The sequence below is a fragment of the Kosakonia sp. YIM B13588 genome (genome assembly GCF_042788165.1).
GTDB classification, from domain to species: domain Bacteria; phylum Pseudomonadota; class Gammaproteobacteria; order Enterobacterales; family Enterobacteriaceae; genus Kosakonia; species Kosakonia sacchari.
The window spans coordinates 40,884-63,530 of record NZ_JBHZPO010000001.1; the positions used below are offsets into that span (position 1 = coordinate 40,884).

Genomic DNA, 22,647 nt, shown 5'->3' on the forward strand with positions numbered 1-22,647 from the left:
GGTGAAAAATGCGTATCAGTACTCAAATGATGTACGAACAAAGCATGCGCGGCGTGACCAACTCGCAGAGCGCGTGGTTGGGTTACGGCGAGCAAATGGCGACCGGGCAGAAAGTTAACCGCCCGTCGGACGATCCGATTGCCGCTTCGCAGGCCGTGGTGATTTCGCAGGCGCAGGCGCAAAACACCCAGTATGAGACAGCGCGTACTTTCGCCAAGCAGAAAGTGTCGCTGGAAGAGAGCGTATTGCAGCAGGTGACGACCGCTATCACTGGCGCACAAGGCACCATTGTTAAAGCGGGCAACGGTTCGCTGAGTGATGATGACCGCGCTTCTCTGGCAACCGAGTTGCAGGGCTACCGCGATCAGCTGCTGAACCTTGCGAACAGTACCGACGGTAACGGTCGCTATATCTTTGGCGGCTATAAAACGGAAAGCGCGCCGTATGATGCCACGGGCACATATAGCGGTGGTAACCAGGCGATTTCCCAGCAGGTTGACGCCTCGCGTACCATGGTTATTGCACATACGGGCACTGAAGTTTTCAACCATATCAGCAGCAACGCCACGCCAGAACCGATTGATCCAGCTACCGGCCTGCCGGGCACGTCGGAAACCGATCTGTTCAAAATGCTCGATACGGCGATTACCGCACTGAAAACCCCGGTCGCGGGTGATGAAACAGCCAAAGCGGCAGCGCAGGCAGTAGTGGATAAAACCAGCCGTGGTTTGGGTAACTCCCTGAACAACGTGTCGACTGTCCGTGCTGAACTGGGTACACAGCTGAACGAACTGGACACCCTCGATGCGCTGGGCGATGACCGTACTGTCGCGCTGAAACAGCAGAAGAGTGATTTGATTGACGTGGACTGGAACTCGGTGATTTCGTCTTACACCATGCAACAAGCCGCGCTGCAAGCGTCCTACAAAGCGTTCACCGATATGCAAGGTCTGTCGTTGTTCCAGATGAATAAGTAATGTTTTCATTTTGAGCATGTCTGGAAACTGGGTATGTTCGGTATGCCCGCTCCATCACCCCGGAGCGGGTTTTTTTTATCTTACGCTTTCTGCGCAGCTTGCTGGAGTTGACGGGCGTCGAACAGACGGATCAGCAGAGCAACCAGACCGGAAACCGTTGCCAGTACCACCACACCCTGCCAGGACGCGACGGAGTACAGTTTGCTGCCCAGCGCAGAGCCCAGCGCCATACCAATGAACACCCCGGTAAACAGCAGCGCATTCAGACGACCACGCGCTTGCGGTTCAAGACCGTACACCAGATTCTGGTGAGCAACCAGACTGGATTGCAGACCCAGGTCGAAGCCCACAGCAGAGAGCGCAATCAGTGCCAGTTGACCATGCGGCGGCAGTACCGGCAGCAGAAACATCAGGGCGAAGGAAATTGTCACCAGACCCGCGCCTAATTGTGTAACTTTTTCTGCGCCAACTTTATCCGCCAGACCACCCGCCAGCGGTGCTGCTAACGCACCCGCCGCACCGGCGATGCCGAACGTACCCGCTACTGCGCTGCCTAATTGATATTTTTCCAGCAGCATTAACGCAAGGGTTGACCAGAAAGCGCTAAAAGCGATGGATAAAAAGCCCTGGGCGAAAGCGGCGCGGCGCAGTGCCGGATAGCGTTGCCACAGGTGCGCCATCGATTTCATCAGCGCCGGGTAGCTCAGCGTGGAGTGCGTTGCAAAGCGCGGCAGCACCGACCACATCAGCACACCAATCAGCGCAATGCTGACTGCGGCAAGCTGGTACATGATACGCCAGCCGAATGCCGCGCCGACAAAGCCGCTAACGGTACGCGAAAGCAGGATCCCGAGCAGTAAACCGGTCATTACCGTGCCGACCATTTTCCCCTGTTTGCCTTCCGGCGCGAGGATTGCCGCCGCCGGGACAATATCCTGCGCCATCGTTGCGGCCATGCCCAGTAACAGGCTGACGATCAGTAATGAAGGCAAATTGCTGGTCAGGCTACAGGCCAGTAACAGCAGCGCCAGCGCAGCGCTTTTAAACAGGATCAGGCGGCGACGGTCGTGGCGGTCACCCAGCGGCAGCAGGAACAAAATACCCAGCGCATAACCGGCCTGTGTGAGCGTCGGAACCAGCCCCATACCGTTGACGGTTAAGTGCAGGTCGCTGCCCATTAATGGCAGCAGCGGTTGTGAATAGTAGATAGCCGCGACGCTGAATCCGGCGCCGAGCGCGAGGGCAAAAATGACCCAGCCAACAACATCTGACGAAAGAGAATGACGGTTCATAACAGTTTTCCCGCAAGGATATGGAGTGAATAACAAAGTGAGGCCATTTTTACGCAGCAGAGCATGGCGCGGTAGCCAGCGGAGTGGTAAAACGGTTATACGTGAAACGTATAGGTAAAATAATAATGAAGCGGCAAGAGCGTATAGATAGGGTGGATTTGATGCGGACGTATATCCGTATCGTGGAGGCCGGGTCGCTGTCGGCGGCGGCGCGTCAGCTGGAGACAACTCAGGCGACGGTCAGCCGTCGTTTGCAGTCGCTGGAGTCGCTGCTTGGCGTCAAGCTGCTATTGCGCACCACCCATGCGATGAAGCTGACGGATGATGGTGAACGCTGCTACCAGCATGCAAAGCGCGTTGCGGATGCCTGGGTGGCGCTGGAAGATGAACTGAGCCAGTCTGACGACGAGCCGGTAGGGATTTTGCGCGTACGCGCCCCACATGCCTTTGGTCAGGAGCAACTGCTCGGTCCGTTGACTCAGTTTCTTGAACGTCACCCACAACTCTCCGTTGAATGGATGCTTAATGACAAGAATGTTGATTTTCTCAGTGCCAATATCGATTGTGCCATTCGCGTTGGGGCAGAAGTGGACCCGGCGACGGTGTCGGTGCTGCTGGCAGAAGTTCCCCGATCTATCGTGGCGTCACCGGCGTTGCTGGCGCGCTTTCCCGCTGTCGACACACCGCAGCAGCTCTCCGCGCTGCCGTGGATTGCGCTCAGCACGTTCTACCAGCATGAAATTCAGCTTAGCCATTTGCAAAGCGGCGATACGGAGCAGGTGGCGATTGCGCCACGGCTTTATACCGATAGCCTGTATGCTGCCCGCAATACTGCCCTTGGCGGGCTTGGTGTGACATTGATTTCCAGTTGGGCGGTGGAAGAGGAGTTACGCAGTGGCAAACTGATAGCACTGTTGCCGCAGTGGCAGGCTGCGCCGCTGCCGGTTCACCTGGTCTATCCGTGGGCGCGCTATTATCCCGCGCGGTTGCGGAAATTTTTACAACTGATGCGTGAAGTGATGCCGGGGCTTGGCGGTATGCGTTATCCGGTACGACAGGCATAAAAAAGCCGACCCGAGGGTCGGCTTTTAACTGCCAGTGAATTACTCAGCAGCTGGCGGTTTCGTCGCAGGTGCGGTCGCGGCGTGCGTGGCACTGTGTCCACCCGCAGAACCTTTACCTTCGAAGACGAAGTCCGGGCGTACCCAGTCACTGTGACGCGGCGCTTCCGGCACATAGGCAGGCGCTGGCGCTTTGGTCATTGGCGCGGTAGCCACTTTGTGAGCCGCTGGAGCAACCCGCGCTACTACCGGCGCTTTCACCGGCTCGGCAACAACTGGCGCAGCCGCTTCCTGTACAGCTTCAGTGGCTGGCGTTTCTGCTGCTGATGCAACTTCCTGCTGTGCCGGTTCGGCTTCTTCTGCCACTTCCTGCGCAACGGTACGATCTTCTTCAGCAATCAGCTGCGGTTGTTCATCCACCGGCGTGTCGATGACTTCCGGGTGGGTGGTTTCAACGGCAACTGTCTGCGGTGCTTCAACAGCGACTTGCGGTTCAACCACTACCGGCTCGGCATTTTCAACCGTCGCCTGTGGTTCAACAACTTCCGCTTGCTGATGCGCAACCAGTTGCGCCTCAGCCATAGCCGGAGCGATATCCTGCTCAGGGGCGGCGTTGTTTTCAACGGTCAGTTCCTGAGTCTGCTGTTCTTCCTGCTGGCGCGGAACCGGGTAGCGGATCCACACTTTACCGGACGCCATTTCCGGTGATGCACAAGCTACGGTCAACGGCATGGCAGATTGCAGCGGGTAGCGCTCATCACGGTAGCGACGGCGACGCTGACCACTCACGCGCAGGTGGCGCGGAGAACGGCGTGAACGGCGCGGCATCGCATTTTCGCGTGCTTCAGCGCTTTCATCCTGTTCCTGTACCGGTGCGGTTTCAACCACAGCTGGCAGGTCGACCTTAGCCAGCTGTGTGTTTTGCACTGCGGCGTCCTGTACTGGGGCTTCTTCAACGCGGTTTTCTACGTTGCTATCACCGCCAATACGCACTTTCTGGCTGAGCTGACGCTGTTTACGACGCGGCATTACCTGTACGCGCTCTTCCTGTTCAGGTTCCTGAGCAGGTTGCTCATCGCGGTTCAGCTCTTTGACATCCTGCTGTGCCTGGCGTTTGTCATCGTTACGACGACGGTTACGCTCACGGCGTGGTTGCTGCTGCTCGTCACGAGATTTCGCTTTTTCCGTTTCATCAACAGCGACTGGCTGGCGAGATTCGCGGACTTCGGCGTTCTGCGGTGATTTCTCGCGGCGGTTACGGCGATTATCTTCGCGACCTTCGCGGTTATCACGGCTTTCGCGCGCCTCGTTGCCCTCACTGCGGTTGTCACGGCGGTCATTACGATCGCGGCGGTTGCCCTGGCGTGATTTACGGCGATCCTGCTGACGCTCTTGCTTCTCGTCTTTTTTCTCTTCTTTCACTTCAACCGGCGCTGGCGCGGCTTCGCCTGCGAACAAGCCTTTCAGTGCAGAGACGAAACGACCCAGCAAGCCTGGCGCGGCAACAGGTGTTGTGGCAGGTTGCGCCTGGCTCGGTGCTGCGGCTGGCGCTTGTGGTGCTGGCGGAACGTCCGGCATAACGAAGGTGGCCAACGCGGGTTGTTCAGGTAACTTACGTTCGGCGTGCTCTTCTTCAGACGGCATTGCCATCTCTTCTTCATGCAGTTTCGGCAGCAGATAGCTCAGCGTTGGCGTCTCTTCGCCTTTACGCACGCGCAGCACGGAGTAGTGCGGCGTTTCCATCTGGTCGTTTGGCACGATCACGCAGCGTACGCCGCCCTGGCGCGCTTCGATAGCGCTTACCGCGGCGCGTTTTTCGTTTAACAGGTATGACGCGACCGGAACCGGCACAATCGCATGCACTTCCTGGGTGTTTTCTTTCAGCGCTTCTTCTTCAATCAGACGCAGAATCGACAGCGACAGGGATTCGTTATCACGAATAGTGCCGGTGCCGCTACAACGCGGGCAGACATGATGGCTGGACTCACCCAGTGACGGGCTCAGACGCTGGCGGGACATCTCCAGCAGGCCGAATCGGGAAATATGGCTGATCTGAATACGCGCACGATCCTGACGCACCGCTTCACGCAGGCGGTTTTCCACCGCGCGCTGGTGGCGCACCGGCGTCATATCAATAAAGTCGATAACGATCAGGCCACCCAGGTCACGCAGGCGCAGCTGGCGAGCGATCTCATCTGCCGCTTCCAGGTTCGTGTTAAAGGCGGTCTCTTCAATATCACCACCGCGCGTTGCGCGAGCGGAGTTGATATCGATGGCAGTCAGCGCTTCGGTGGAGTCAATAACGATAGAACCACCGGACGGCAGACGGACTTCACGCTGGAAAGCTGATTCAATCTGCGACTCAATCTGGTAATGGCTGAACAGCGGGATTTCCCCGGTGTACAGTTTAATTTTGCTGCTGAAATCCGGACGACCCAGCGCAGCAATATGCTGGCGAGCCAGCTCAAGCACTTTCGGGTTATCGATAAGGATTTCGCCGATATCCTGACGCAGATAGTCACGGAAGGCGCGCACAATTACGTTGCTTTCCTGATGGATCAGGAACGGAGCAGGGCGATTTTCAGCGGCTTTCTGGATAGCTTCCCAGTGTTTCAGACGGAAGCTCAAATCCCACTGCAGCGCTTCGGCGGATTTGCCCACGCCTGCGGTGCGTACGATAAGACCCATACCATCCGGTAATTCCAGGCTGGAGAGTGCTTCTTTCAGCTCGGTACGATCGTCGCCTTCAATACGACGAGAAATGCCGCCCGCACGCGGGTTGTTCGGCATAAGCACCAGGTAGCTGCCCGCAAGGCTGATAAAAGTGGTCAGTGCTGCGCCTTTGTTGCCGCGCTCTTCTTTATCAATCTGGACGATAACTTCCTGACCTTCACGCAGTACGTCTTTGATGTTCGGACGTCCATGAGCGTTGTAATTAGCTGGGAAATATTCGCGGGCGATCTCTTTGAGGGGGAGGAAACCGTGACGCTCGGCACCGTAATCAACGAAGGCGGCTTCAAGGCTGGGTTCAATGCGGGTGATTTTACCTTTGTAGATGTTCGCTTTTTTCTGCTCGTGTCCCGGGCTTTCGATATCCAGGTCGTACAGGCGTTGTCCATCAACAAGTGCGACACGCAACTCTTCTTGCTGAGTTGCGTTGATTAACATTCTTTTCATCGTAACTTACTCATTATTCTTACATTGACGACTAAGCTGCGGGCAAGATAACGCCTTTCCGGGGGAGAACCGATGGCCTCGAGACTATTCGCGTCGCCAACCTCACGGTTGTCGCTCGCTAAAGAGGCGCAGTGTGTCGGTTGCCTGTGTTTCCTGTGGAAAACACAGCGCAATTATCAGGGGAACAGCCTGGGAAAAACTCTCCAGAGAAGATTCCATCTACCGGTAAGGACTGCAACCCGCAGCCCGCTAACTGCCTGAAAGTTCAATACGTCTTACGCCATTGCTGCGTGTATGATCGGACAGGCAAAACTGGTCATTCCGCTCATTTACTTGTTTTAACAAGATTCAACACGGAAAACCGCAACATTATTCCTTGCGAACCCTGTTATAGCAAGCTGACTTTTACCATTTATCACCCGGTTACTCACAGTTTTTTCACCTTTGCCCGGAGATTGGTTTAATAACCGCCGAATCAACTGTGTAAAACAAAGTTACCGAGTCAATTGTAAATATAAGCATAGAAAAATGAGTGGCGCTATTCAGCGTGGCTATTTAGAATCGCCTCCCATGAAAACTGAGACACCATCCGTAAAATTTGTTGCTATTACCGCTGATGAAGCGGGGCAACGTATCGATAACTTTTTGCGTACCCAGCTCAAAGGGGTACCTAAAAGCATGATTTACCGCATCCTGCGCAAGGGTGAAGTGCGGGTGAATAAAAAACGCGTAAAACCGGAATATAAACTGGAAGCGGGGGATGAAATCCGTATTCCGCCGGTACGCGTGGCTGAAAAAGAAGAAGAGGCGGTTTCTCCACATTTGCAAAAAGTTGCCCAGCTAACCGACGTGATTCTCTATGAAGATGATCATATCCTGGTGCTGAATAAGCCGTCGGGCACGGCGGTTCACGGCGGTAGCGGGCTGAGCTTTGGCGTGATTGAAGGCCTGCGAGCGTTGCGCCCGGAAGCCCGTTTCCTTGAGCTGGTTCACCGTTTAGATCGTGATACCTCCGGCGTTTTGCTGGTGGCAAAAAAGCGTTCCGCGCTGCGTTCGCTGCATGAGCAGTTGCGCGGTAAAGATATGCAAAAGGATTATCTGGCGCTGGTCCGCGGCCAGTGGCAGTCGCATGTCAAAGTAGTGCAGGCACCCTTGCTAAAAAATATTCTGCAGAGCGGCGAGCGGATAGTGCGGGTGAACAGCGAAGGCAAGCCATCAGAAACGCGTTTTAAAGTTGAAGAGCGCTACGAATTCGCGACCCTGGTGCGTTGTAGCCCGGTGACCGGACGTACGCATCAGATCCGCGTACATACTCAGCATGCCGGCCACCCGATTGCTTTTGATGATCGCTATGGCGATCGCGAATTTGATAAGCAACTGGCGTCGACCGGGCTGTCACGTCTGTTCCTGCACGCTGCGGCACTCAAGTTCACGCATCCACATACGGGCGAAACATTGCGTATAGAAGCGCCGCTTGATGAGGCACTCAAACGTTGTCTGCAAGTATTACGCAACGCGAAGTAATCTCTTTCCCCTCGCGTCTGCGAGGGGGAAAACGGGGTTGGCTTACGGCTTCAGCCACCTGTCCAGCCACGGAAACACTTCATTTTGCTGCTCCTGATAAAAGACGTGTCCCAGCTCAGGCCAGCTTTTCGTCACCAGTTTGTCGTCTGCCTGCTGCGAAGACCAGACCCGATGCATTTTGTCGAAAGCGTCTTTTACCGCCTCTGCCGGAAAGAGTTTGTCTTTGCCGCCGCTGAATATCAGCATCGGCTTCGGCGCGGCGATACTGGCGATATCAGGAATATCCAGGTGGGCGGGCATCCCCGGATGTAACATATAGAACGCGGATTGACCGCGGAGCACGTTATTGCCGGGTTGCATCAAACCGTTATAAGTTCCAAACCACGAAATAACCGCTGTAGCAGCGACTTTTTCGCTCAACGCCGCCAGTTGCCAGGCGCGAAAACCACCCATTGAGAAACCCAGTACGCCAACGCGTTTACTGTCCACCCCTGCGTGCGCGGCGATAAAATCGACCGTGCGCATATCCTCATAGGCTACTTCGCCTGCCAGCGAGCGCCCCAGATTGAAGTAGTTGCTGGCCAGTGCTTGTTGCTGCTCATAAACCATCGGGCCGCGATCGCCCCATCCGGGGCTGTCGATCGCGATAACCGCATAACCCCGGCTCGCCAGTTCATCGCCAATGAATTTCCCGCTGAAGAATTTGTCAGCCCATGCTTGCGCACTGGCGAGTTGTTCCGCGTTACCCCACGGGCGGATCAGCTTCTCTTTGCCGATATCAAATTTCGAACCATGATCGTGCAACAGAACGATAGCAGGATGCGGGCCGGGTGTTTTCGGCATCAATAACAGGGCGGAAATGCGGTTATCATCCGTAATGTTCAGCGATAATTTTTCAGCGGTATAGCTGCCGCGATCTTCTTTGGCTATCGAGTGAGGGGAAAAAGGTATAGTGGCATTCGGGGTGAGCAGGGCGCTGCGAAATAGCTGGCGGCTGTGTGCTTGCCATTGGTGGAAATCTTTGAAGTGGCCTGATAACCACGAGTCGGGATAGTGCATCTGCGCTTTCAGTGTTTGCCAGCTTGCCGGAAGATTGCCTTCAACAACGCCCTCTGTTTGCCACTCATCTTGCGCATACACATTGCCGGACGTCAGCAGTGCAAACATTAGTGGCAACGTACGTAAAATCTTCATCACCTCTCCTTGAATTAAAACGGCGTTTTAATATTGGTGATGAATGTAACGTCTGACTAAAAAAGAAACTGTGATCACGAAAGCATTAGCTTAACAACGGGTTACAATGTTCACGCCGCAGCATCTGGCACAACGCGATCAGCGGCAGACCTACCAATGTATTTGGGTCGCGCCCTTCAAGTCGTTCAAACAACGCAATACCCAGCCCTTCGCTTTTGAAACTACCGGCACAGTTCAGCGGACGCTCTTTGCGAATATAGTCGTCGATTTCCTGTTCACTTAAGCGGCGAAAATGGACGTCGAAAGGCTCACATTCCTTTTGCAAATGACCGGTTGCGGAATTAAACAGCGCCAGGCCAGTATAAAAAGTCACAATATTGCCGCTGGCCTTCATTAATTGCTGGCGGGCATTCTCTTCCGTATGCGGTTTCCCGGTAATTTCGCCGTCAAGCACGCACACCTGATCGGAACCAATAATCAAATGTTGAGGGTATTTTTGCGCCAGTGATTGCGCCTTTTCCTGCGCCAGTCTGAGCACTAAATGGCGAGGCGCTTCGCCTGCATGCGGTGTTTCGTCTGTCTGCGGCGCGGCGCATTCGAAGGGTAAACCGAGCTTGTCGAGCAGGGCGCGGCGGTAGGGAGAAGTGGAAGCGAGAATAATTTGCGACATATTTTTTTCACCAAATATGGCTTAACAATGACAGGCATTTTAAACTGTAGGCCGCAATGTGTGCGAATTATTGGCAAAAGGCAACCGCAGGCTGCCTTTTTCTTTGACTATATGACGTTACAAAGTTAATATGCGCGCCCTATGCAAAAGGTAAAATTACCCCTGACTCTTGATCCGGTTCGCACGGCTCAAAAACGCCTTGATTACGAGGGTATCTATACTCCCGACCAGGCGGAGCGCGTCGCTGAATCTGTAGTCAGCGTAGACAGTGATGTGGAATGCTCCATGTCGTTCGTTATCGACAACCAGCGCCTTGCCGTTTTAACCGGCGATGCAAAGGTAACGGTATCGCTCGAATGCCAGCGTTGCGGGAAACCGTTCACTCATCAGGTCTACACCACGTATTGTTTTAGTCCTGTGCGTTCAGACGAACAGGCTGAAGCACTGCCGGAAGCGTATGAGCCGATTGAGGTTAACGAATTCGGTGAAATCGATCTGCTGGCGCTGGTCGAGGATGAAATCATTCTCTCCCTGCCGGTAGTTCCGGTGCATGATTCTGAACACTGTGAAGTGTCCGAGGCGGACATGGTCTTTGGGGAACTGCCTGATGAAGCGCAGAAACCAAATCCATTTGCCGTATTAGCCAGCTTAAAGCGTAAGTAATTAAGGAGTAAGGTCCATGGCCGTACAACAGAATAAACCAACCCGTTCCAAACGTGGCATGCGTCGTTCCCATGACGCGCTGACCGCAGTCACCAGCCTGTCTGTAGACAAAACTTCTGGTGAAACCCACCTGCGTCACCACATTACCGCCGACGGTTTCTACCGCGGTCGCAAGGTTATCACTAAGTAATCACGCGCAAGCGTGATGAAGCTTAGTGAGGATTTCCCCGCGTAAGCGGGGATAGACCGAACCAGGCTGCGACGATACCTTGACACGTCTAACCCTGGCGTTAGATGTCATGGGGGGAGATTTTGGCCCATCCGTGACAGTGCCTGCAGCTTTGCAGGCACTGAACTCTAATTCTCAACTCAACCTTCTTTTAGTCGGCGATCCCGACGCTATCACGCCATTACTTGCCAAAGCTGATTTCGAGCAACGCTCGCGCTTGCTTATTGTTCCTGCCCAGTCAGTTATTGCCAGTGATGCGCGCGCCGCGCAGGCTATTCGTAATAGCCGTGGTACCTCTATGCGCATGGCGCTGGAGTTGGTCAAAGAAGGTCGCGCCCAGGCCTGTGTGAGTGCGGGAAACACCGGTGCACTGATGGGCTTAGCGAAAATGCTGCTCAAACCGATTGACGGGATTGAGCGCCCGGCGCTGGTAACCGTGTTGCCTCATCAACAGAAAGGCAAGACCGTTGTGCTGGATCTCGGGGCAAATGTCGATTGTGACAGCACGATGCTGGCGCAATTTGCCGTGATGGGCGCGGTGATGGCTGAAGAGATTCTCGGTATTGCCAACCCAAGAGTGGCGCTACTGAATATTGGTGAAGAAGAGACCAAAGGACACGATAGCATTCGTGATGCTGCGGCATTATTACGCGCCATGCCCTCAATGAACTACATTGGTTATCTTGAAGCGAACGAATTATTGACCGGCAAAACGGATGTGCTGGTGTGTGACGGTTTTACCGGAAACGTCACATTAAAAACCATGGAAGGTGTTGTCAGAATGTTTCTTTCGCTGCTGAAATCGCAGGGTGAAGGAAAAAAAAGGTCGTGGTGGCTGATTTTATTAAAGCGTTGGTTACAAAAAAGCCTGACAAGGCGATTCAGTCACCTCAACCCCGACCAGTATAATGGCGCCTGTCTGTTAGGATTGCGCGGCACTGTGATTAAGAGTCATGGTGCGGCGAATCAGCGCGCATTTTGCGTAGCAATTGAGCAGGCAGTGCAGGCGGTGCAGCGGCAGGTTCCACAACGGATCGCCGCTCGCCTGGAATCTGTGTATGCACACTCGTCTTCGTCTGCAACGGATGGCGAAAATCAGAGCGTGTGTATATTACCCAAGAGTGACTGAGCGTACATGTATACGAAGATTATTGGTACCGGCAGTTATCTGCCTGAGCAGGTTCGGACAAACGCCGATTTAGAAAAAATGGTGGAAACCTCTGACGAGTGGATTGTCAGCCGTACAGGGATCCGTGAGCGCCGCATTGCCGCTGCAAACGAAACAGTTTCGACCATGGGCTATGAAGCCGCTAAGCGTGCGCTTGAGATGGCGGGCATCGATAACGATCAGATTGGCTTGATCATTGTTGCTACCACTTCTGCAACGCATGCTTTCCCGAGTGCCGCTTGCCAAATCCAGAACATGCTGGAAATCAAAGGCTGCCCGGCGTTTGACGTTGCTGCTGCCTGTGCGGGCTTCACCTATGCGTTGAGCATTGCCGATCAGTATGTTAAATCCGGTGCGGTGAAACATGCATTGGTTATTGGTTCTGATGCGCTCGCACGCACATTAGATCCAGACGACCGCGGTACGATTATTCTGTTTGGTGACGGCGCCGGCGCTGTTGTGCTGGGCACTTCCGAAGAACCAGGCATCATCTCCACACATATGCACGCAGACGGGAGTTACGGCGAGCTGCTGACGCTGCCGAATCTTGATCGTGTGCATCCGGAAAACCCGACCTATCTGACGATGGCGGGTAACGAAGTATTCAAAGTTGCGGTGACAGAGCTGGCGCGTATTGTTGATGAAACATTGACGGCCAATAATCTTGAGCGTAGCGAGCTGGACTGGCTGGTGCCGCATCAGGCTAACTTGCGCATTATCAGCGCGACAGCGAAGAAGCTCGGCATGTCGATGGATAGCGTCGTCGTTACGCTGGATCGCCATGGCAACACCTCCGCAGCTTCCGTTCCCAGCGCGCTTGATGAAGCGGTACGCGACGGGCGCATTAAGCCGGGACAACTTGTCCTGCTGGAAGCGTTTGGTGGCGGGTTCACCTGGGGCTCGGCGCTGGTTCGTTTCTGAGTATAAGGATAAAAAAATGACGCAATTTGCTTTTGTGTTCCCGGGACAAGGCTCCCAAACCGTCGGTATGTTAGCTGATATGGCTGCGGCTTATCCGGTGATTGAAGAGACATTCGCAGAGGCATCTGCTGTTCTGGGTTATGATCTCTGGTCTCTGGTGCAACAAGGCCCGGCGGAAGAACTGAACAAAACCTGGCAGACACAACCGGCGTTGCTGGCCGCTTCTGTCGCGCTTTGGCGAGTATGGCAGCAGCAGGGTGGTAAGACGCCTGCGCTGATGGCGGGGCATAGCCTGGGCGAATACTCCGCGTTAGTGTGTGCGGGTGTTATAGCGTTTGCTGATGCGATTCGTTTGGTTGAACTGCGTGGAAAATTCATGCAGGAAGCCGTGCCGGCGGGCACTGGCGCGATGTCTGCTATTATCGGCCTGGATGATGCTTCTATTGCCAAAGCATGTGAAGAATCTGCACAAGGTCAAGTTGTCTCTCCGGTGAACTATAATTCGCCAGGCCAGGTGGTTATTGCCGGTCATAAAGAAGCCGTTGAGCGCGCAGGTGCTGCTTGCAAAGCCGCAGGTGCCAAACGTGCTCTGCCGCTGCCGGTGAGCGTACCGTCGCACTGTGCTTTGATGAAGCCTGCCGCAGAAAAACTGGCCGCTGAATTAAATAACATCACTTTTAACGCGCCGCAGATCCCGGTTGTAAATAACGTGGATGTGAAGTGCGAAACGACGCCAGAAGCGATTCGCGATGCGCTGGTGCGCCAGCTGTACAGCCCCGTGCAATGGACGAAGAGCGTTGAATTGATGGCATCGCAGGGTATTGAACACCTGTATGAAGTTGGCCCGGGTAAGGTCCTCACCGGCCTGACTAAACGTATTGTTGACACCCTGACTGCATCTGCGCTCAACGAGCCGGCTGCCGTGTCAGAGGCACTTGCGCAATAAAAGAGGAAGACCATGAGTTTTGAAGGAAAAATCGCACTGGTAACCGGTGCAAGCCGCGGTATTGGTCGCGCTATTGCTGAAACCCTCGTTGCCCGTGGCGCGAAGGTAATCGGTACAGCGACTAGCGAGAGCGGCGCGCAGGCGATCAGCGACTATTTAGGTGCGAACGGCAAAGGTCTGCTGCTGAATGTGACCGATGCTGCATCAATCGAATCTGTTCTGGAAAATATTCGCGCAGAATTTGGCGAGGTTGATATTCTGGTAAATAATGCCGGGATCACCCGTGACAACCTGCTGATGCGCATGAAAGAGGATGAGTGGAACGATATTCTCGACACCAATCTTTCATCTGTTTTCCGTCTGTCAAAAGCGGTAATGCGCGCTATGATGAAAAAGCGTCATGGGCGTATTATCACTATCGGTTCTGTGGTTGGTACCATGGGAAATGCTGGTCAGGCCAACTACGCTGCGGCGAAAGCGGGTCTTATCGGTTTCAGTAAATCGCTGGCGCGTGAAGTTGCGTCCCGCGGTATTACTGTAAACGTTGTTGCTCCGGGTTTTATTGAAACGGACATGACGCGTGCGCTGTCTGATGATCAGCGTGCGGGTATCCTGGCGCAGGTTCCTGCGGGTCGCCTTGGCGGTGCTCAGGAAATCGCCAGTGCGGTTGCATTTTTAGCCTCTGACGAGGCAGGTTACATCACTGGTGAAACCCTGCACGTCAATGGCGGAATGTATATGGTTTAATCACGATGAAAATTATTTGCGTTATTAGGGCGAAAGGCCTCAAAATAGCGTAAAATCGTGGTAAGAACTGCCGGGATTTAGTTGCAAATTTTTCAACATTTTATACACTACGAAAACCATCGCGAAAGCGAGTTTTGATAGGAAATTTAAGAGTATGAGCACTATCGAAGAACGCGTTAAGAAAATTATCGGCGAGCAGCTGGGCGTTAAGCAGGAAGAAGTTACCAACAATGCTTCCTTCGTTGAAGACCTGGGCGCTGATTCTCTTGACACCGTTGAGCTGGTAATGGCTCTGGAAGAAGAGTTTGATACTGAGATTCCGGACGAAGAAGCTGAGAAGATCACCACCGTTCAGGCTGCCATTGATTACATCAACGGCCACCAGGCGTAAGTGAACATCTCCAGGCGGTCACTCGACCGCCTGAGTTTTATCTGTAGTTATCCCACGAATCTCTTTTTTTATCCCTCCCTGGAGGACAAACGTGTCTAAGCGTCGTGTAGTTGTGACCGGACTTGGCATGTTGTCTCCTGTCGGCAATACCGTAGAGTCTACCTGGAAAGCTCTCCTTGCCGGTCAGAGTGGCATCAGCCTGATCGACCATTTCGATACTAGCGCCTATGCAACCAAATTTGCTGGCTTAGTAAAGGATTTTAACTGTGAAGAAATCATCTCGCGCAAAGAACAGCGCAAGATGGATGACTTCATTCAATATGGAATTGTGGCTGGCGTTCAGGCCATGCAGGATTCCGGCCTTGAAGTCACAGAAGAGAACGCATCCCGTATTGGCGCAGCGATTGGTTCTGGTATCGGCGGCCTCGGCCTGATCGAAGAAAACCACAGTTCCCTCGCCAAGGGTGGGCCGCGTAAAATCAGTCCGTTCTTTGTACCATCAACGATTGTTAACATGGTGGCAGGTCATCTGACTATCATGTTCGGTCTGCAAGGTCCGAGTATTTCCATCGCGACTGCGTGTACCTCTGGTGTGCATAACATCGGTCATGCGGCGCGTATCATTGCTTACGGCGATGCTGACGCAATGCTGGCAGGCGGTGCGGAAAAAGCCAGTACGCCGTTAGGCGTCGGTGGCTTTGGCGCAGCGCGCGCGCTGTCTACCCGCAACGATAACCCGCAGGCGGCAAGCCGTCCGTGGGACAAAGAGCGTGACGGTTTTGTTCTCGGCGATGGCGCTGGCATCATCATGCTGGAAGAGTATGAGCATGCGAAAAAGCGCGGCGCGAAAATTTATGCTGAAATCGTCGGCTTTGGTATGAGCAGCGATGCTTACCACATGACGTCTCCGCCAGAAAATGGTGCGGGCGCCGCGAAGGCGATGGTTAATGCACTGCGTGATGCCGGTATTACCCCAGGCCAGATTGGCTATGTTAATGCGCACGGTACGTCTACGCCGGCGGGTGACATGGCAGAAGCGCAGGCCGTGAAATCGGTATTTGGTGATGCGGCTCGCACAGTAATGGTTAGCTCGACCAAATCGATGACCGGCCATCTGTTGGGTGCAGCAGGCGCAGTAGAATCTATCTACTCGATCCTCGCCCTGCGCGATCAGGCTGTTCCGCCGACCATCAACCTGGATAACCCGGATGAAGGTTGCGATCTGGATTTTGTGCCGCATGTTGCACGCCAGGTGAGCGGCATGGAGTATACCCTGTGTAACTCCTTCGGTTTCGGTGGCACCAACGGCTCGTTGATCTTCAAGAAAGTTTGATCATTTAGCCGTGTAATGAAGGCCCGCTTGTCGGGCCTTTTCTATTCGGGTTTATCCCCTTGTCCTGCGCTTTTCATCCTGCCAAACTGTCCGGTCAGACGCATAAGGAGCCCTCTATGTTCTTGATTAATGGTAAAGAGCAGCAATGGCTTGCCGCGAATGATCGGGCGACGCAATTTGGCGATGGTTGTTTTACCACCGCGCGCATCCTTGACGGGCAAATTCAGTTTCCTGACGCGCATCTCCAGCGCCTGCGTCTTGCCTGTAAACGGCTCCAGATCCCTTATCTCGACTGGGACATACTGGCGCAGGAAATGGCACACCTCGCGAAAGAGAAAGAAGAGGGTGTGGTGAAAGTTATTCTCAGCCGTGGCAGTGGCGGACGAGGCTATAGCGCAGCGGGTTGTGAAGCGCCGACGCGGATAGTGTCGGTATCAGCAAGCCCTGCGCATTACGCTCGCTGGCGGCGGGACGGGGTAACACTGGCGCTGAGTGATATTTGCCTCGGGCGTAACCCGATGCTCGCCGGGATCAAACACCTTAACCGCCTGGAGCAGGTATTGATTCGTACCGGGCTTGAGCAGACCTCTGCTGATGAAGCGCTGGTGCTGGATAGCGAAGGCTGGCTGATTGAATGCTGCGCCGCCAATATCTTCTGGCGGCAGGGTAAGAAGGTCTTCACGCCGCGCGTTGATCAGGCTGGTGTTAATGGCATCATGCGTCAATATTGTTTGCGCCAGCTGAAAACTTCCCCTTTTGAGGTTGTCGAAGTCAATGCGCGGCACGATGTGCTGATGCTGGCCGACGAAGTCATTATATGTAACGCGTTGATGCCAGTTGTCCCCGTTCGCCAGTGGGCGGAAAAGCACTGGTCAGCGCGCGATTTGTACCACTTTTTAGCCCCCTTGTGTGAGCGCATAAATCCGTCATGAAGAAAATGTTACGCGTAGTTCTCCTCCTGTTGGCTTTGCTGGTTATCGCGGCGGGAGCAGGCGTCTGGAAGGTTCGCCAGTTAGCGGACAGCCAGATCCTGATTAAAGATGAAACCATTTTCACGCTGCCCGCCGGAACCGGTCGTGTGGCGTTGGGTGAATTGCTGTATCGCGAAAAGGTAATTAATCGCCCGCGCGTGTTTCAGTGGCTGTTGCGGCTGGAACCGGATCTTTCACATTTCAAAGCCGGCACCTACCGTTTTACACCGAAGATGACAGTGCGCGAGATGCTGCAGTTACTGGAGAGCGGTAAAGAAGCACAGTTTCCGCTGCGTCTGGTTGAAGGCATGCGCCTGAGTGATTACCTCAAGCAACTGCGCGACGCACCGTATATTAAGCACACACTGAAAGATGATGATTACGCCACGGTGGCCGATGCGCTGAAACTGGAACACCCGCAATGGGTTGAAGGCTGGTTCTGGCCCGATACCTGGATGTACACCGCTAATACGACCGACATTGCGTTGCTCAAGCGCGCGCATCAGAAAATGTCGCGTGCGGTGGAGCAAGCCTGGGAAGGGCGCATGGAAGGGCTACCGTATAAAGATCAGAATCAGTTGGTCACGATGGCGTCGATTGTCGAAAAAGAGACGGCTGTCGCCAGTGAACGCGATCAGGTGGCATCCGTCTTTATTAACCGCTTGCGCATCGGGATGCGGCTGCAGACCGATCCGACGGTTATCTACGGGATGGGCGCGCGTTATAATGGTAAGCTGTCGCGCGCCGATCTGGAAACGCCGACCGACTATAACACCTATGTGATTAACGGTTTGCCGCCGGGCCCCATTGCCACACCTGGTGAGGCTTCGCTGAAAGCGGCGGCGCATCCGGCGAAGACGCCGTATCTCTATTTTGTCGCGGATGGTAAAGGCGGACATACATTTAATACCAATCTCGCCAGCCATAACCGGGCAGTGCAGGACTACCTGAAAGTACTTAAGGAAAAAAATGGGCAGTAAATACATCGTTATCGAAGGGCTTGAAGGCGCAGGGAAAACCACGGCGCGCGATGTCATCGTTGAGACGCTGAAAGAGCTTGGCGTCGGTGAAATGGTGTTTACGCGTGAACCGGGCGGTACGCTGCTGGCAGAAAAATTGCGTAGCCTGGTGCTGGATATCCGTTCCGTTGGTGATGAAGTCATTACCGATAAAGCCGAAGTTCTGATGTTTTACGCCGCCCGGGTTCAACTGGTAGAAACCGTCATTAAACCTGCACTGGCGCGTGGTTGCTGGGTGATCGGCGATCGCCATGATCTCTCAACGCAGGCGTACCAGGGCGGCGGACGAGGCATTGATCAGACCATGCTGGCCACGCTGCGCGATGCCGTACTGGGAGATTTTCGCCCGGATTTGACGCTCTATCTGGATGTCACGCCGGAAGTCGGCCTGAAACGTGCGCGTGCGCGTGGCGAGTTGGATCGCATTGAACAAGAATCGCTGGATTTCTTTAATCGTACCCGCGCGCGCTACCTTGAACTGGCTGCGCAAGATGAGCGCATTCGCACCGTTGATGCTACTCAACCGCTGGATAAAGTGATTGCCGATATCCGCCAGACGGTAACAGCCTGGGTGCAGGAGCAGGGCGCATGAAATGGTATCCGTGGCTGCGTCCCGATTTTGAGCAACTGGTTGCCAGTTATCAGAGCGGTCGTGGGCACCACGCGTTGCTGATCCACGCCCTGCCGGGGATGGGCGAAGATGCGTTGATTTACGCCATCAGCCGTTTCCTGTTATGCCAGACACCTGAAGGCCATAAAAGCTGCGGTCACTGCCGCGGCTGTCAGCTTATGCAGGCTGGAACGCACCCTGATTACTATGCACTGGCACCGGAAAAAGGAAAATCCGCGCTGGGCATTGATGCGGTGCGTGAAGTGAGTGAAAAGCTTTACGAACATGCGCGGCTGGGCGGCGCGAAAGTGGTGTGGATCCAGGATGCCGCGTTATTGACCGACGCTGCCGCCAACGCCTTGCTGAAGACTCTGGAAGAGCCGCCTGCGCGCACCTGGTTCTTCCTCGGCTGCCGCGAACCGGCGAGATTATTAGCGACCTTGCGCAGCCGCTGCCGCTTGCACCACCTTGCGCCTCCCGCAGAAAACTACGCCTGCAACTGGCTTGCACGGGAAGTTACCGCCTCGCAAGAGACAATTCTGACCGCATTACGTTTGTGCGCCGGTTCGCCTGGTGCGGCAGAAGCGCTGCTTCAGGACGATGTTTGGGCGCAACGGCAGACGCTTTGCCAGGCGGCAAAGGCAGCGCTGAATAACGGTGACTGGCTGGCGATGCTCCCGACACTGAACCACGATAAAGTGGCTGAGCGTTTACAGTGGCTCTCTGCGTTGCTGCTTGATGCATTAAAAATGCAGCAAGGCGCGACGTTACTCAGCAATGTTGATGCCTTAGCGCTGGTAGAGAAGCTGGCGCGCCAGGTGCAAGCGCCAACGCTGCACGCGCTACTGCATGCTATTTTTACCTGTCGTGAACAGTTGCTTAGTGTGGTTGGGGTTAACCGCGAGTTGCTGCTGACCGATCTATTGTTAACTCTGGAACGTTACCAGCAAACAGGTGTAACGCTTCCTGTCTCCCATCTGTAAGAGAAGATTATGTTTTTAGTTGATTCGCACTGCCACCTCGATGGCCTGGATTACCACTCTTTGCACAAAGACGTTGATGACGTACTGGCGAAAGCCGCCGCGCGCGATGTGAAGTTTTGTCTGGCGGTTGCCACGACATTACCGGGTTACCGCGCAATGCGTGAGCTGGTGGGTGAGCGCCCGAACGTGGTCTTTTCCTGCGGTGTGCATCCGCTGAATCAGGATGAAGAGTACGACGTTGAAACGCTGCGCCAACTGGCGGCGGAAGAGGGCGTCGTGGCGATGGGTGAAACCGGACTGGACTATTTTTATACGCCGGAAACGAAGCCGCGCCAGCAGGAATCCTTCCGTAACCATATCCGTATTGGTCGCGAACTGAACAAGCCGGTGATCGTCCATACGCGCGATGCGCGAGAAGATACGCTTGCGATTTTGCAGGAAGAGCGCGTGACGGATTGTGGCGGCGTGTTGCACTGTTTTACCGAAGATCGCGAAACGGCGGGTAAGCTGCTCGATATGGGCTTTTATATCTCGTTTTCGGGTATCGTCACCTTCCGCAACGCAGAGCAGTTGCGTGATGCGGCACGTTACATTCCGCTCGATCGCTTACTGGTCGAAACCGATTCACCTTATCTCGCCCCGGTGCCGCATCGCGGTAAAGAGAATCAGCCAGCGATGACGCGCGATGTGGCGGAATATATGGCGGTGCTGAAAGGCGTTTCTGTCGAAGAACTTGCGCAACAAACGACACAGAACTTTGCCCGTTTGTTCCATGTTGACCTCTCCCGCCTGCAATCTGCCTGATCTGTCAGCTTATTTTAGTACTCGTAATTAATAAACGATCGGAGTAAAGTTCACCGCCATAAAAAAGGCGGTGGCGGTCGTTTTTCATACGGAAGCTGGCACCTTTTGTAAATCAATGTGAGTTTCGCGACGGGCGCTAGCTGAAACGTGATAGCCGTCAAACAAACTTTTACTGATTTATTTTACTCTGTGTAATAAATAAAGGGCGCTTAGATGCCCTTCCCACGGCGCGGTTCTCCCCCCTCGCCAATGCGTGAAAGCGTAGAAAAAAGCACTAATACTCAGGAGCACTCTCAATTATGTTTAAGAATGCATTTGCTAACCTGCAGAAGGTCGGTAAATCGCTGATGCTGCCAGTATCCGTACTGCCTATCGCAGGTATCCTGCTGGGCGTCGGTTCTGCAAACTTCAGCTGGCTGCCAGAAGTGGTTTCCCACGTTATGGCCGAAGCGGGCGGTTCCGTTTTTGCTAACATGCCGTTGATCTTCGCTATCGGTGTTGCGCTTGGCTTCACCAATAACGATGGCGTTTCGGCGCTGGCCTCCGTTGTTGCCTACGGCATCATGGTGAAAACCATGGCAGTGGTTGCGCCGCTGGTTCTGCATTTACCTGCTGAAGAAATTGCCGCAAAACACCTGGCTGATACCGGTGTGCTCGGCGGTATTATCTCCGGCGCGATTGCTGCGTATATGTTTAACCGCTTCTATCGCATCAAGCTGCCTGAGTATCTGGGCTTCTTCGCTGGTAAACGTTTCGTGCCGATCATCTCCGGTCTGGCCGCGATTTTCACCGGCGTGATCCTCTCCTTCATTTGGCCGCCGATCGGTACTGCGATCCAGACCTTCTCCCAGTGGGCCGCTTACCAGAACCCGGTTGTGGCGTTCGGTATCTACGGTTTCATTGAACGTTGCCTGGTGCCGTTTGGTCTGCACCATATCTGGAACGTACCTTTCCAGATGCAGATTGGTGAATTCACCAACGCGGCAGGTCAGGTGTTCCACGGCGATATCCCGCGTTATATGGCGGGTGACCCGACTGCGGGCAAACTGTCTGGCGGCTTCCTGTTCAAAATGTACGGTCTGCCAGCTGCTGCTATCGCTATCTGGCACTCTGCAAAACCGGAAAACCGCGCGAAAGTGGGCGGTATCATGATCTCCGCAGCGCTGACCTCGTTCCTGACCGGTATCACCGAGCCGATCGAGTTCTCCTTCATGTTCGTTGCGCCGATCCTGTACGTTATCCACGCGATTCTGGCTGGTCTGGCATTCCCGATCTGTATCCTGCTGGGTATGCGTGACGGTACCTCGTTCTCTCACGGTCTGATTGACTTCATCGTGCTGAGCGGTAACAGCAGCAAACTGTGGCTGTTCCCGGTTATCGGTGCGTGCTACGCGGTGGTTTACTACACCATCTTCCGCGTGCTGATCAAAGCGCTGGATCTGAAAACCCCGGGTCGTGAAGACACCACTGAAGAGAGCAAAGCTGGTGTTACCAGCGAAATGGCTCCGGCTCTGGTTACGGCGTTCGGCGGTAAAGAGAACATCACCAACCTGGATGCGTGCATCACGCGTCTGCGTGTCAGCGTGGCTGACGTAGCGAAAGTGGATCAGGCTGGCCTGAAGAAACTGGGTGCTGCGGGTGTGGTTGTTGCTGGTTCCGGTGTGCAGGCAATTTTCGGTACTAAATCCGATAACCTGAAAACCGAAATGGATGAGTACATCCGTAACAACTAAGCCATAGTCTGGGGAGACTGAGGGAGCCTGATGGCTCCCTTTTTTATTGCCCACTGAAAACCACATTCATGGATGTTGTCAGTAGCAGTTTTTGGTTGCGGATTTACATGTCACGGAGCAGACAGCGGTTTCCTTTTCAGTCCGCCGGTATGCCTTTCCTGGCGCAATCAATGTGTTTTTTATAACGGCAAATTTTCACGGTTCTGAAAAAGCAGAGGGAAAAGTCAGTCGCCG

21 protein-coding genes are annotated in these 22,647 nt (G+C 54.3%); 17 read left to right on the forward strand and 4 right to left on the reverse strand.

Annotated elements, in window-relative coordinates; translation table 11 throughout:
* The first annotated feature begins 8 nt into the window (after positions 1 to 8).
* A complete protein-coding gene (gene flgL, locus ACFX4U_RS00245) occupies positions 9 to 977 on the forward strand; it encodes a flagellar hook-associated protein FlgL (protein ID WP_065368749.1) in 969 nt (322 codons plus the stop codon).
* A gap of 80 nt (positions 978 to 1,057) precedes the next feature.
* Here flgL and ACFX4U_RS00250 read toward each other — a convergent pair whose 3' ends face one another.
* Positions 1,058 to 2,269: an MFS transporter gene (locus ACFX4U_RS00250; RefSeq protein ID WP_313507162.1), complete on the reverse strand. Its 1,212-nt coding sequence runs from the start codon at positions 2,267 to 2,269 to the stop codon at positions 1,058 to 1,060.
* Between the two features lie 161 nt (positions 2,270 to 2,430).
* On the opposite strand from ACFX4U_RS00250, the gene ACFX4U_RS00255 reads away from it, so the two are divergent.
* Positions 2,431 to 3,333: a LysR family transcriptional regulator gene (locus ACFX4U_RS00255; protein ID WP_380217723.1), complete on the forward strand. Its 903-nt coding sequence runs from the start codon at positions 2,431 to 2,433 to the stop codon at positions 3,331 to 3,333.
* Between the two features lie 39 nt (positions 3,334 to 3,372).
* On the opposite strand, the gene rne is transcribed toward ACFX4U_RS00255, so the two are convergent.
* On the reverse strand, positions 3,373 to 6,507 hold the full coding sequence (gene rne, locus ACFX4U_RS00260) for a ribonuclease E (protein WP_380217721.1): 3,135 nt from the start codon (positions 6,505 to 6,507) through the stop codon (positions 3,373 to 3,375).
* Between the two features lie 570 nt (positions 6,508 to 7,077).
* Between rne and rluC the strand changes: the two genes are divergently transcribed.
* On the forward strand, positions 7,078 to 8,031 hold the full coding sequence (gene rluC / locus ACFX4U_RS00265) for a 23S rRNA pseudouridine(955/2504/2580) synthase RluC (RefSeq protein WP_017456416.1): 954 nt from the start codon (positions 7,078 to 7,080) through the stop codon (positions 8,029 to 8,031).
* A gap of 42 nt (positions 8,032 to 8,073) precedes the next feature.
* On the opposite strand, the gene ACFX4U_RS00270 is transcribed toward rluC, so the two are convergent.
* Positions 8,074 to 9,225, reverse strand: coding sequence for an alpha/beta fold hydrolase (locus tag ACFX4U_RS00270; RefSeq protein ID WP_313507159.1), 1,152 nt, complete (start codon positions 9,223 to 9,225; stop codon positions 8,074 to 8,076).
* Between the two features lie 85 nt (positions 9,226 to 9,310).
* Entirely contained in the window at positions 9,311 to 9,895 is a 585-nt protein-coding gene (locus ACFX4U_RS00275; RefSeq protein ID WP_313507158.1) for a nucleoside triphosphate pyrophosphatase, read from the reverse strand.
* Between the two features lie 141 nt (positions 9,896 to 10,036).
* Between ACFX4U_RS00275 and yceD the strand changes: the two genes are divergently transcribed.
* From yceD to ptsG, 14 genes are all read left to right on the forward strand, one after another.
* A complete protein-coding gene (yceD, locus tag ACFX4U_RS00280; protein ID WP_065368743.1) occupies positions 10,037 to 10,558 on the forward strand; it encodes a 23S rRNA accumulation protein YceD in 522 nt (173 codons plus the stop codon).
* 16 nt (positions 10,559 to 10,574) lie between these two features.
* A complete protein-coding gene (rpmF, locus tag ACFX4U_RS00285) occupies positions 10,575 to 10,748 on the forward strand; it encodes a 50S ribosomal protein L32 (RefSeq protein ID WP_007374494.1) in 174 nt (57 codons plus the stop codon).
* Between the two features lie 79 nt (positions 10,749 to 10,827).
* Positions 10,828 to 11,916, forward strand: a complete 1,089-nt coding sequence (plsX, locus tag ACFX4U_RS00290) for a phosphate acyltransferase PlsX (RefSeq protein ID WP_313507155.1) — start codon at positions 10,828 to 10,830, stop codon at positions 11,914 to 11,916.
* Between the two features lie 6 nt (positions 11,917 to 11,922).
* Positions 11,923 to 12,876, forward strand: a complete 954-nt coding sequence (locus tag ACFX4U_RS00295; RefSeq protein ID WP_020457448.1) for a beta-ketoacyl-ACP synthase III — start codon at positions 11,923 to 11,925, stop codon at positions 12,874 to 12,876.
* Between the two features lie 16 nt (positions 12,877 to 12,892).
* Positions 12,893 to 13,822: an ACP S-malonyltransferase gene (gene fabD / locus ACFX4U_RS00300; RefSeq protein ID WP_313507154.1), complete on the forward strand. Its 930-nt coding sequence runs from the start codon at positions 12,893 to 12,895 to the stop codon at positions 13,820 to 13,822.
* Between the two features lie 12 nt (positions 13,823 to 13,834).
* Complete coding sequence (gene fabG, locus ACFX4U_RS00305) at positions 13,835 to 14,569, forward strand: 3-oxoacyl-ACP reductase FabG (protein WP_017456423.1); 735 nt, start codon at positions 13,835 to 13,837, stop codon at positions 14,567 to 14,569.
* A gap of 154 nt (positions 14,570 to 14,723) precedes the next feature.
* Positions 14,724 to 14,960, forward strand: coding sequence for an acyl carrier protein (gene acpP / locus ACFX4U_RS00310; RefSeq protein WP_000103754.1), 237 nt, complete (start codon positions 14,724 to 14,726; stop codon positions 14,958 to 14,960).
* A gap of 91 nt (positions 14,961 to 15,051) precedes the next feature.
* Positions 15,052 to 16,293: a beta-ketoacyl-ACP synthase II gene (fabF, locus tag ACFX4U_RS00315; protein ID WP_200552859.1), complete on the forward strand. Its 1,242-nt coding sequence runs from the start codon at positions 15,052 to 15,054 to the stop codon at positions 16,291 to 16,293.
* A 116-nt stretch (positions 16,294 to 16,409) separates the two neighbouring features.
* Positions 16,410 to 17,225: an aminodeoxychorismate lyase gene (gene pabC / locus ACFX4U_RS00320; RefSeq protein ID WP_305736388.1), complete on the forward strand. Its 816-nt coding sequence runs from the start codon at positions 16,410 to 16,412 to the stop codon at positions 17,223 to 17,225.
* Entirely contained in the window at positions 17,222 to 18,244 is a 1,023-nt protein-coding gene (yceG, locus tag ACFX4U_RS00325; RefSeq protein WP_305736387.1) for a cell division protein YceG, read from the forward strand. The genes pabC and yceG overlap by 4 nt, the downstream gene beginning before the upstream one ends.
* Entirely contained in the window at positions 18,234 to 18,875 is a 642-nt protein-coding gene (tmk, locus tag ACFX4U_RS00330; protein ID WP_200552861.1) for a dTMP kinase, read from the forward strand. Before yceG ends, tmk begins: the two co-directional genes overlap by 11 nt.
* Entirely contained in the window at positions 18,872 to 19,876 is a 1,005-nt protein-coding gene (gene holB, locus ACFX4U_RS00335) for a DNA polymerase III subunit delta' (RefSeq protein ID WP_313509678.1), read from the forward strand. The genes tmk and holB overlap by 4 nt, the downstream gene beginning before the upstream one ends.
* 9 nt (positions 19,877 to 19,885) lie before the next feature.
* Positions 19,886 to 20,680, forward strand: a complete 795-nt coding sequence (locus ACFX4U_RS00340) for a metal-dependent hydrolase (protein ID WP_305736385.1) — start codon at positions 19,886 to 19,888, stop codon at positions 20,678 to 20,680.
* Positions 20,681 to 20,979: 299 nt separating this feature from the next.
* Positions 20,980 to 22,413: a PTS glucose transporter subunit IIBC gene (gene ptsG, locus ACFX4U_RS00345; protein ID WP_017456430.1), complete on the forward strand. Its 1,434-nt coding sequence runs from the start codon at positions 20,980 to 20,982 to the stop codon at positions 22,411 to 22,413.
* Positions 22,414 to 22,647: the final 234 nt, after the last annotated feature.

What these genes read in the sequence shown, in the direction of transcription:
- flgL (WP_065368749.1), top strand. Translation starts at nt 9, where the DNA reads ATGCGTATCAGTACTCAAATGATGTACGAACAAAGCATGCGCGGCGTG.
- ACFX4U_RS00250 (WP_313507162.1), bottom strand. Translation starts at nt 2,269, where the DNA reads ATGAACCGTCATTCTCTTTCGTCAGATGTTGTTGGCTGGGTCATTTTT.
- ACFX4U_RS00255 (WP_380217723.1), top strand. Translation starts at nt 2,431, where the DNA reads ATGCGGACGTATATCCGTATCGTGGAGGCCGGGTCGCTGTCGGCGGCG.
- rne (WP_380217721.1), bottom strand. Translation starts at nt 6,507, where the DNA reads ATGAAAAGAATGTTAATCAACGCAACTCAGCAAGAAGAGTTGCGTGTC.
- rluC (WP_017456416.1), top strand. Translation starts at nt 7,078, where the DNA reads ATGAAAACTGAGACACCATCCGTAAAATTTGTTGCTATTACCGCTGAT.
- ACFX4U_RS00270 (WP_313507159.1), bottom strand. Translation starts at nt 9,225, where the DNA reads ATGAAGATTTTACGTACGTTGCCACTAATGTTTGCACTGCTGACGTCC.
- ACFX4U_RS00275 (WP_313507158.1), bottom strand. Translation starts at nt 9,895, where the DNA reads ATGTCGCAAATTATTCTCGCTTCCACTTCTCCCTACCGCCGCGCCCTG.
- yceD (WP_065368743.1), top strand. Translation starts at nt 10,037, where the DNA reads ATGCAAAAGGTAAAATTACCCCTGACTCTTGATCCGGTTCGCACGGCT.
- rpmF (WP_007374494.1), top strand. Translation starts at nt 10,575, where the DNA reads ATGGCCGTACAACAGAATAAACCAACCCGTTCCAAACGTGGCATGCGT.
- ACFX4U_RS00295 (WP_020457448.1), top strand. Translation starts at nt 11,923, where the DNA reads ATGTATACGAAGATTATTGGTACCGGCAGTTATCTGCCTGAGCAGGTT.
- fabD (WP_313507154.1), top strand. Translation starts at nt 12,893, where the DNA reads ATGACGCAATTTGCTTTTGTGTTCCCGGGACAAGGCTCCCAAACCGTC.
- fabG (WP_017456423.1), top strand. Translation starts at nt 13,835, where the DNA reads ATGAGTTTTGAAGGAAAAATCGCACTGGTAACCGGTGCAAGCCGCGGT.
- acpP (WP_000103754.1), top strand. Translation starts at nt 14,724, where the DNA reads ATGAGCACTATCGAAGAACGCGTTAAGAAAATTATCGGCGAGCAGCTG.
- pabC (WP_305736388.1), top strand. Translation starts at nt 16,410, where the DNA reads ATGTTCTTGATTAATGGTAAAGAGCAGCAATGGCTTGCCGCGAATGAT.
- yceG (WP_305736387.1), top strand. Translation starts at nt 17,222, where the DNA reads ATGAAGAAAATGTTACGCGTAGTTCTCCTCCTGTTGGCTTTGCTGGTT.
- tmk (WP_200552861.1), top strand. Translation starts at nt 18,234, where the DNA reads ATGGGCAGTAAATACATCGTTATCGAAGGGCTTGAAGGCGCAGGGAAA.
- holB (WP_313509678.1), top strand. Translation starts at nt 18,872, where the DNA reads ATGAAATGGTATCCGTGGCTGCGTCCCGATTTTGAGCAACTGGTTGCC.
- ACFX4U_RS00340 (WP_305736385.1), top strand. Translation starts at nt 19,886, where the DNA reads ATGTTTTTAGTTGATTCGCACTGCCACCTCGATGGCCTGGATTACCAC.
- ptsG (WP_017456430.1), top strand. Translation starts at nt 20,980, where the DNA reads ATGTTTAAGAATGCATTTGCTAACCTGCAGAAGGTCGGTAAATCGCTG.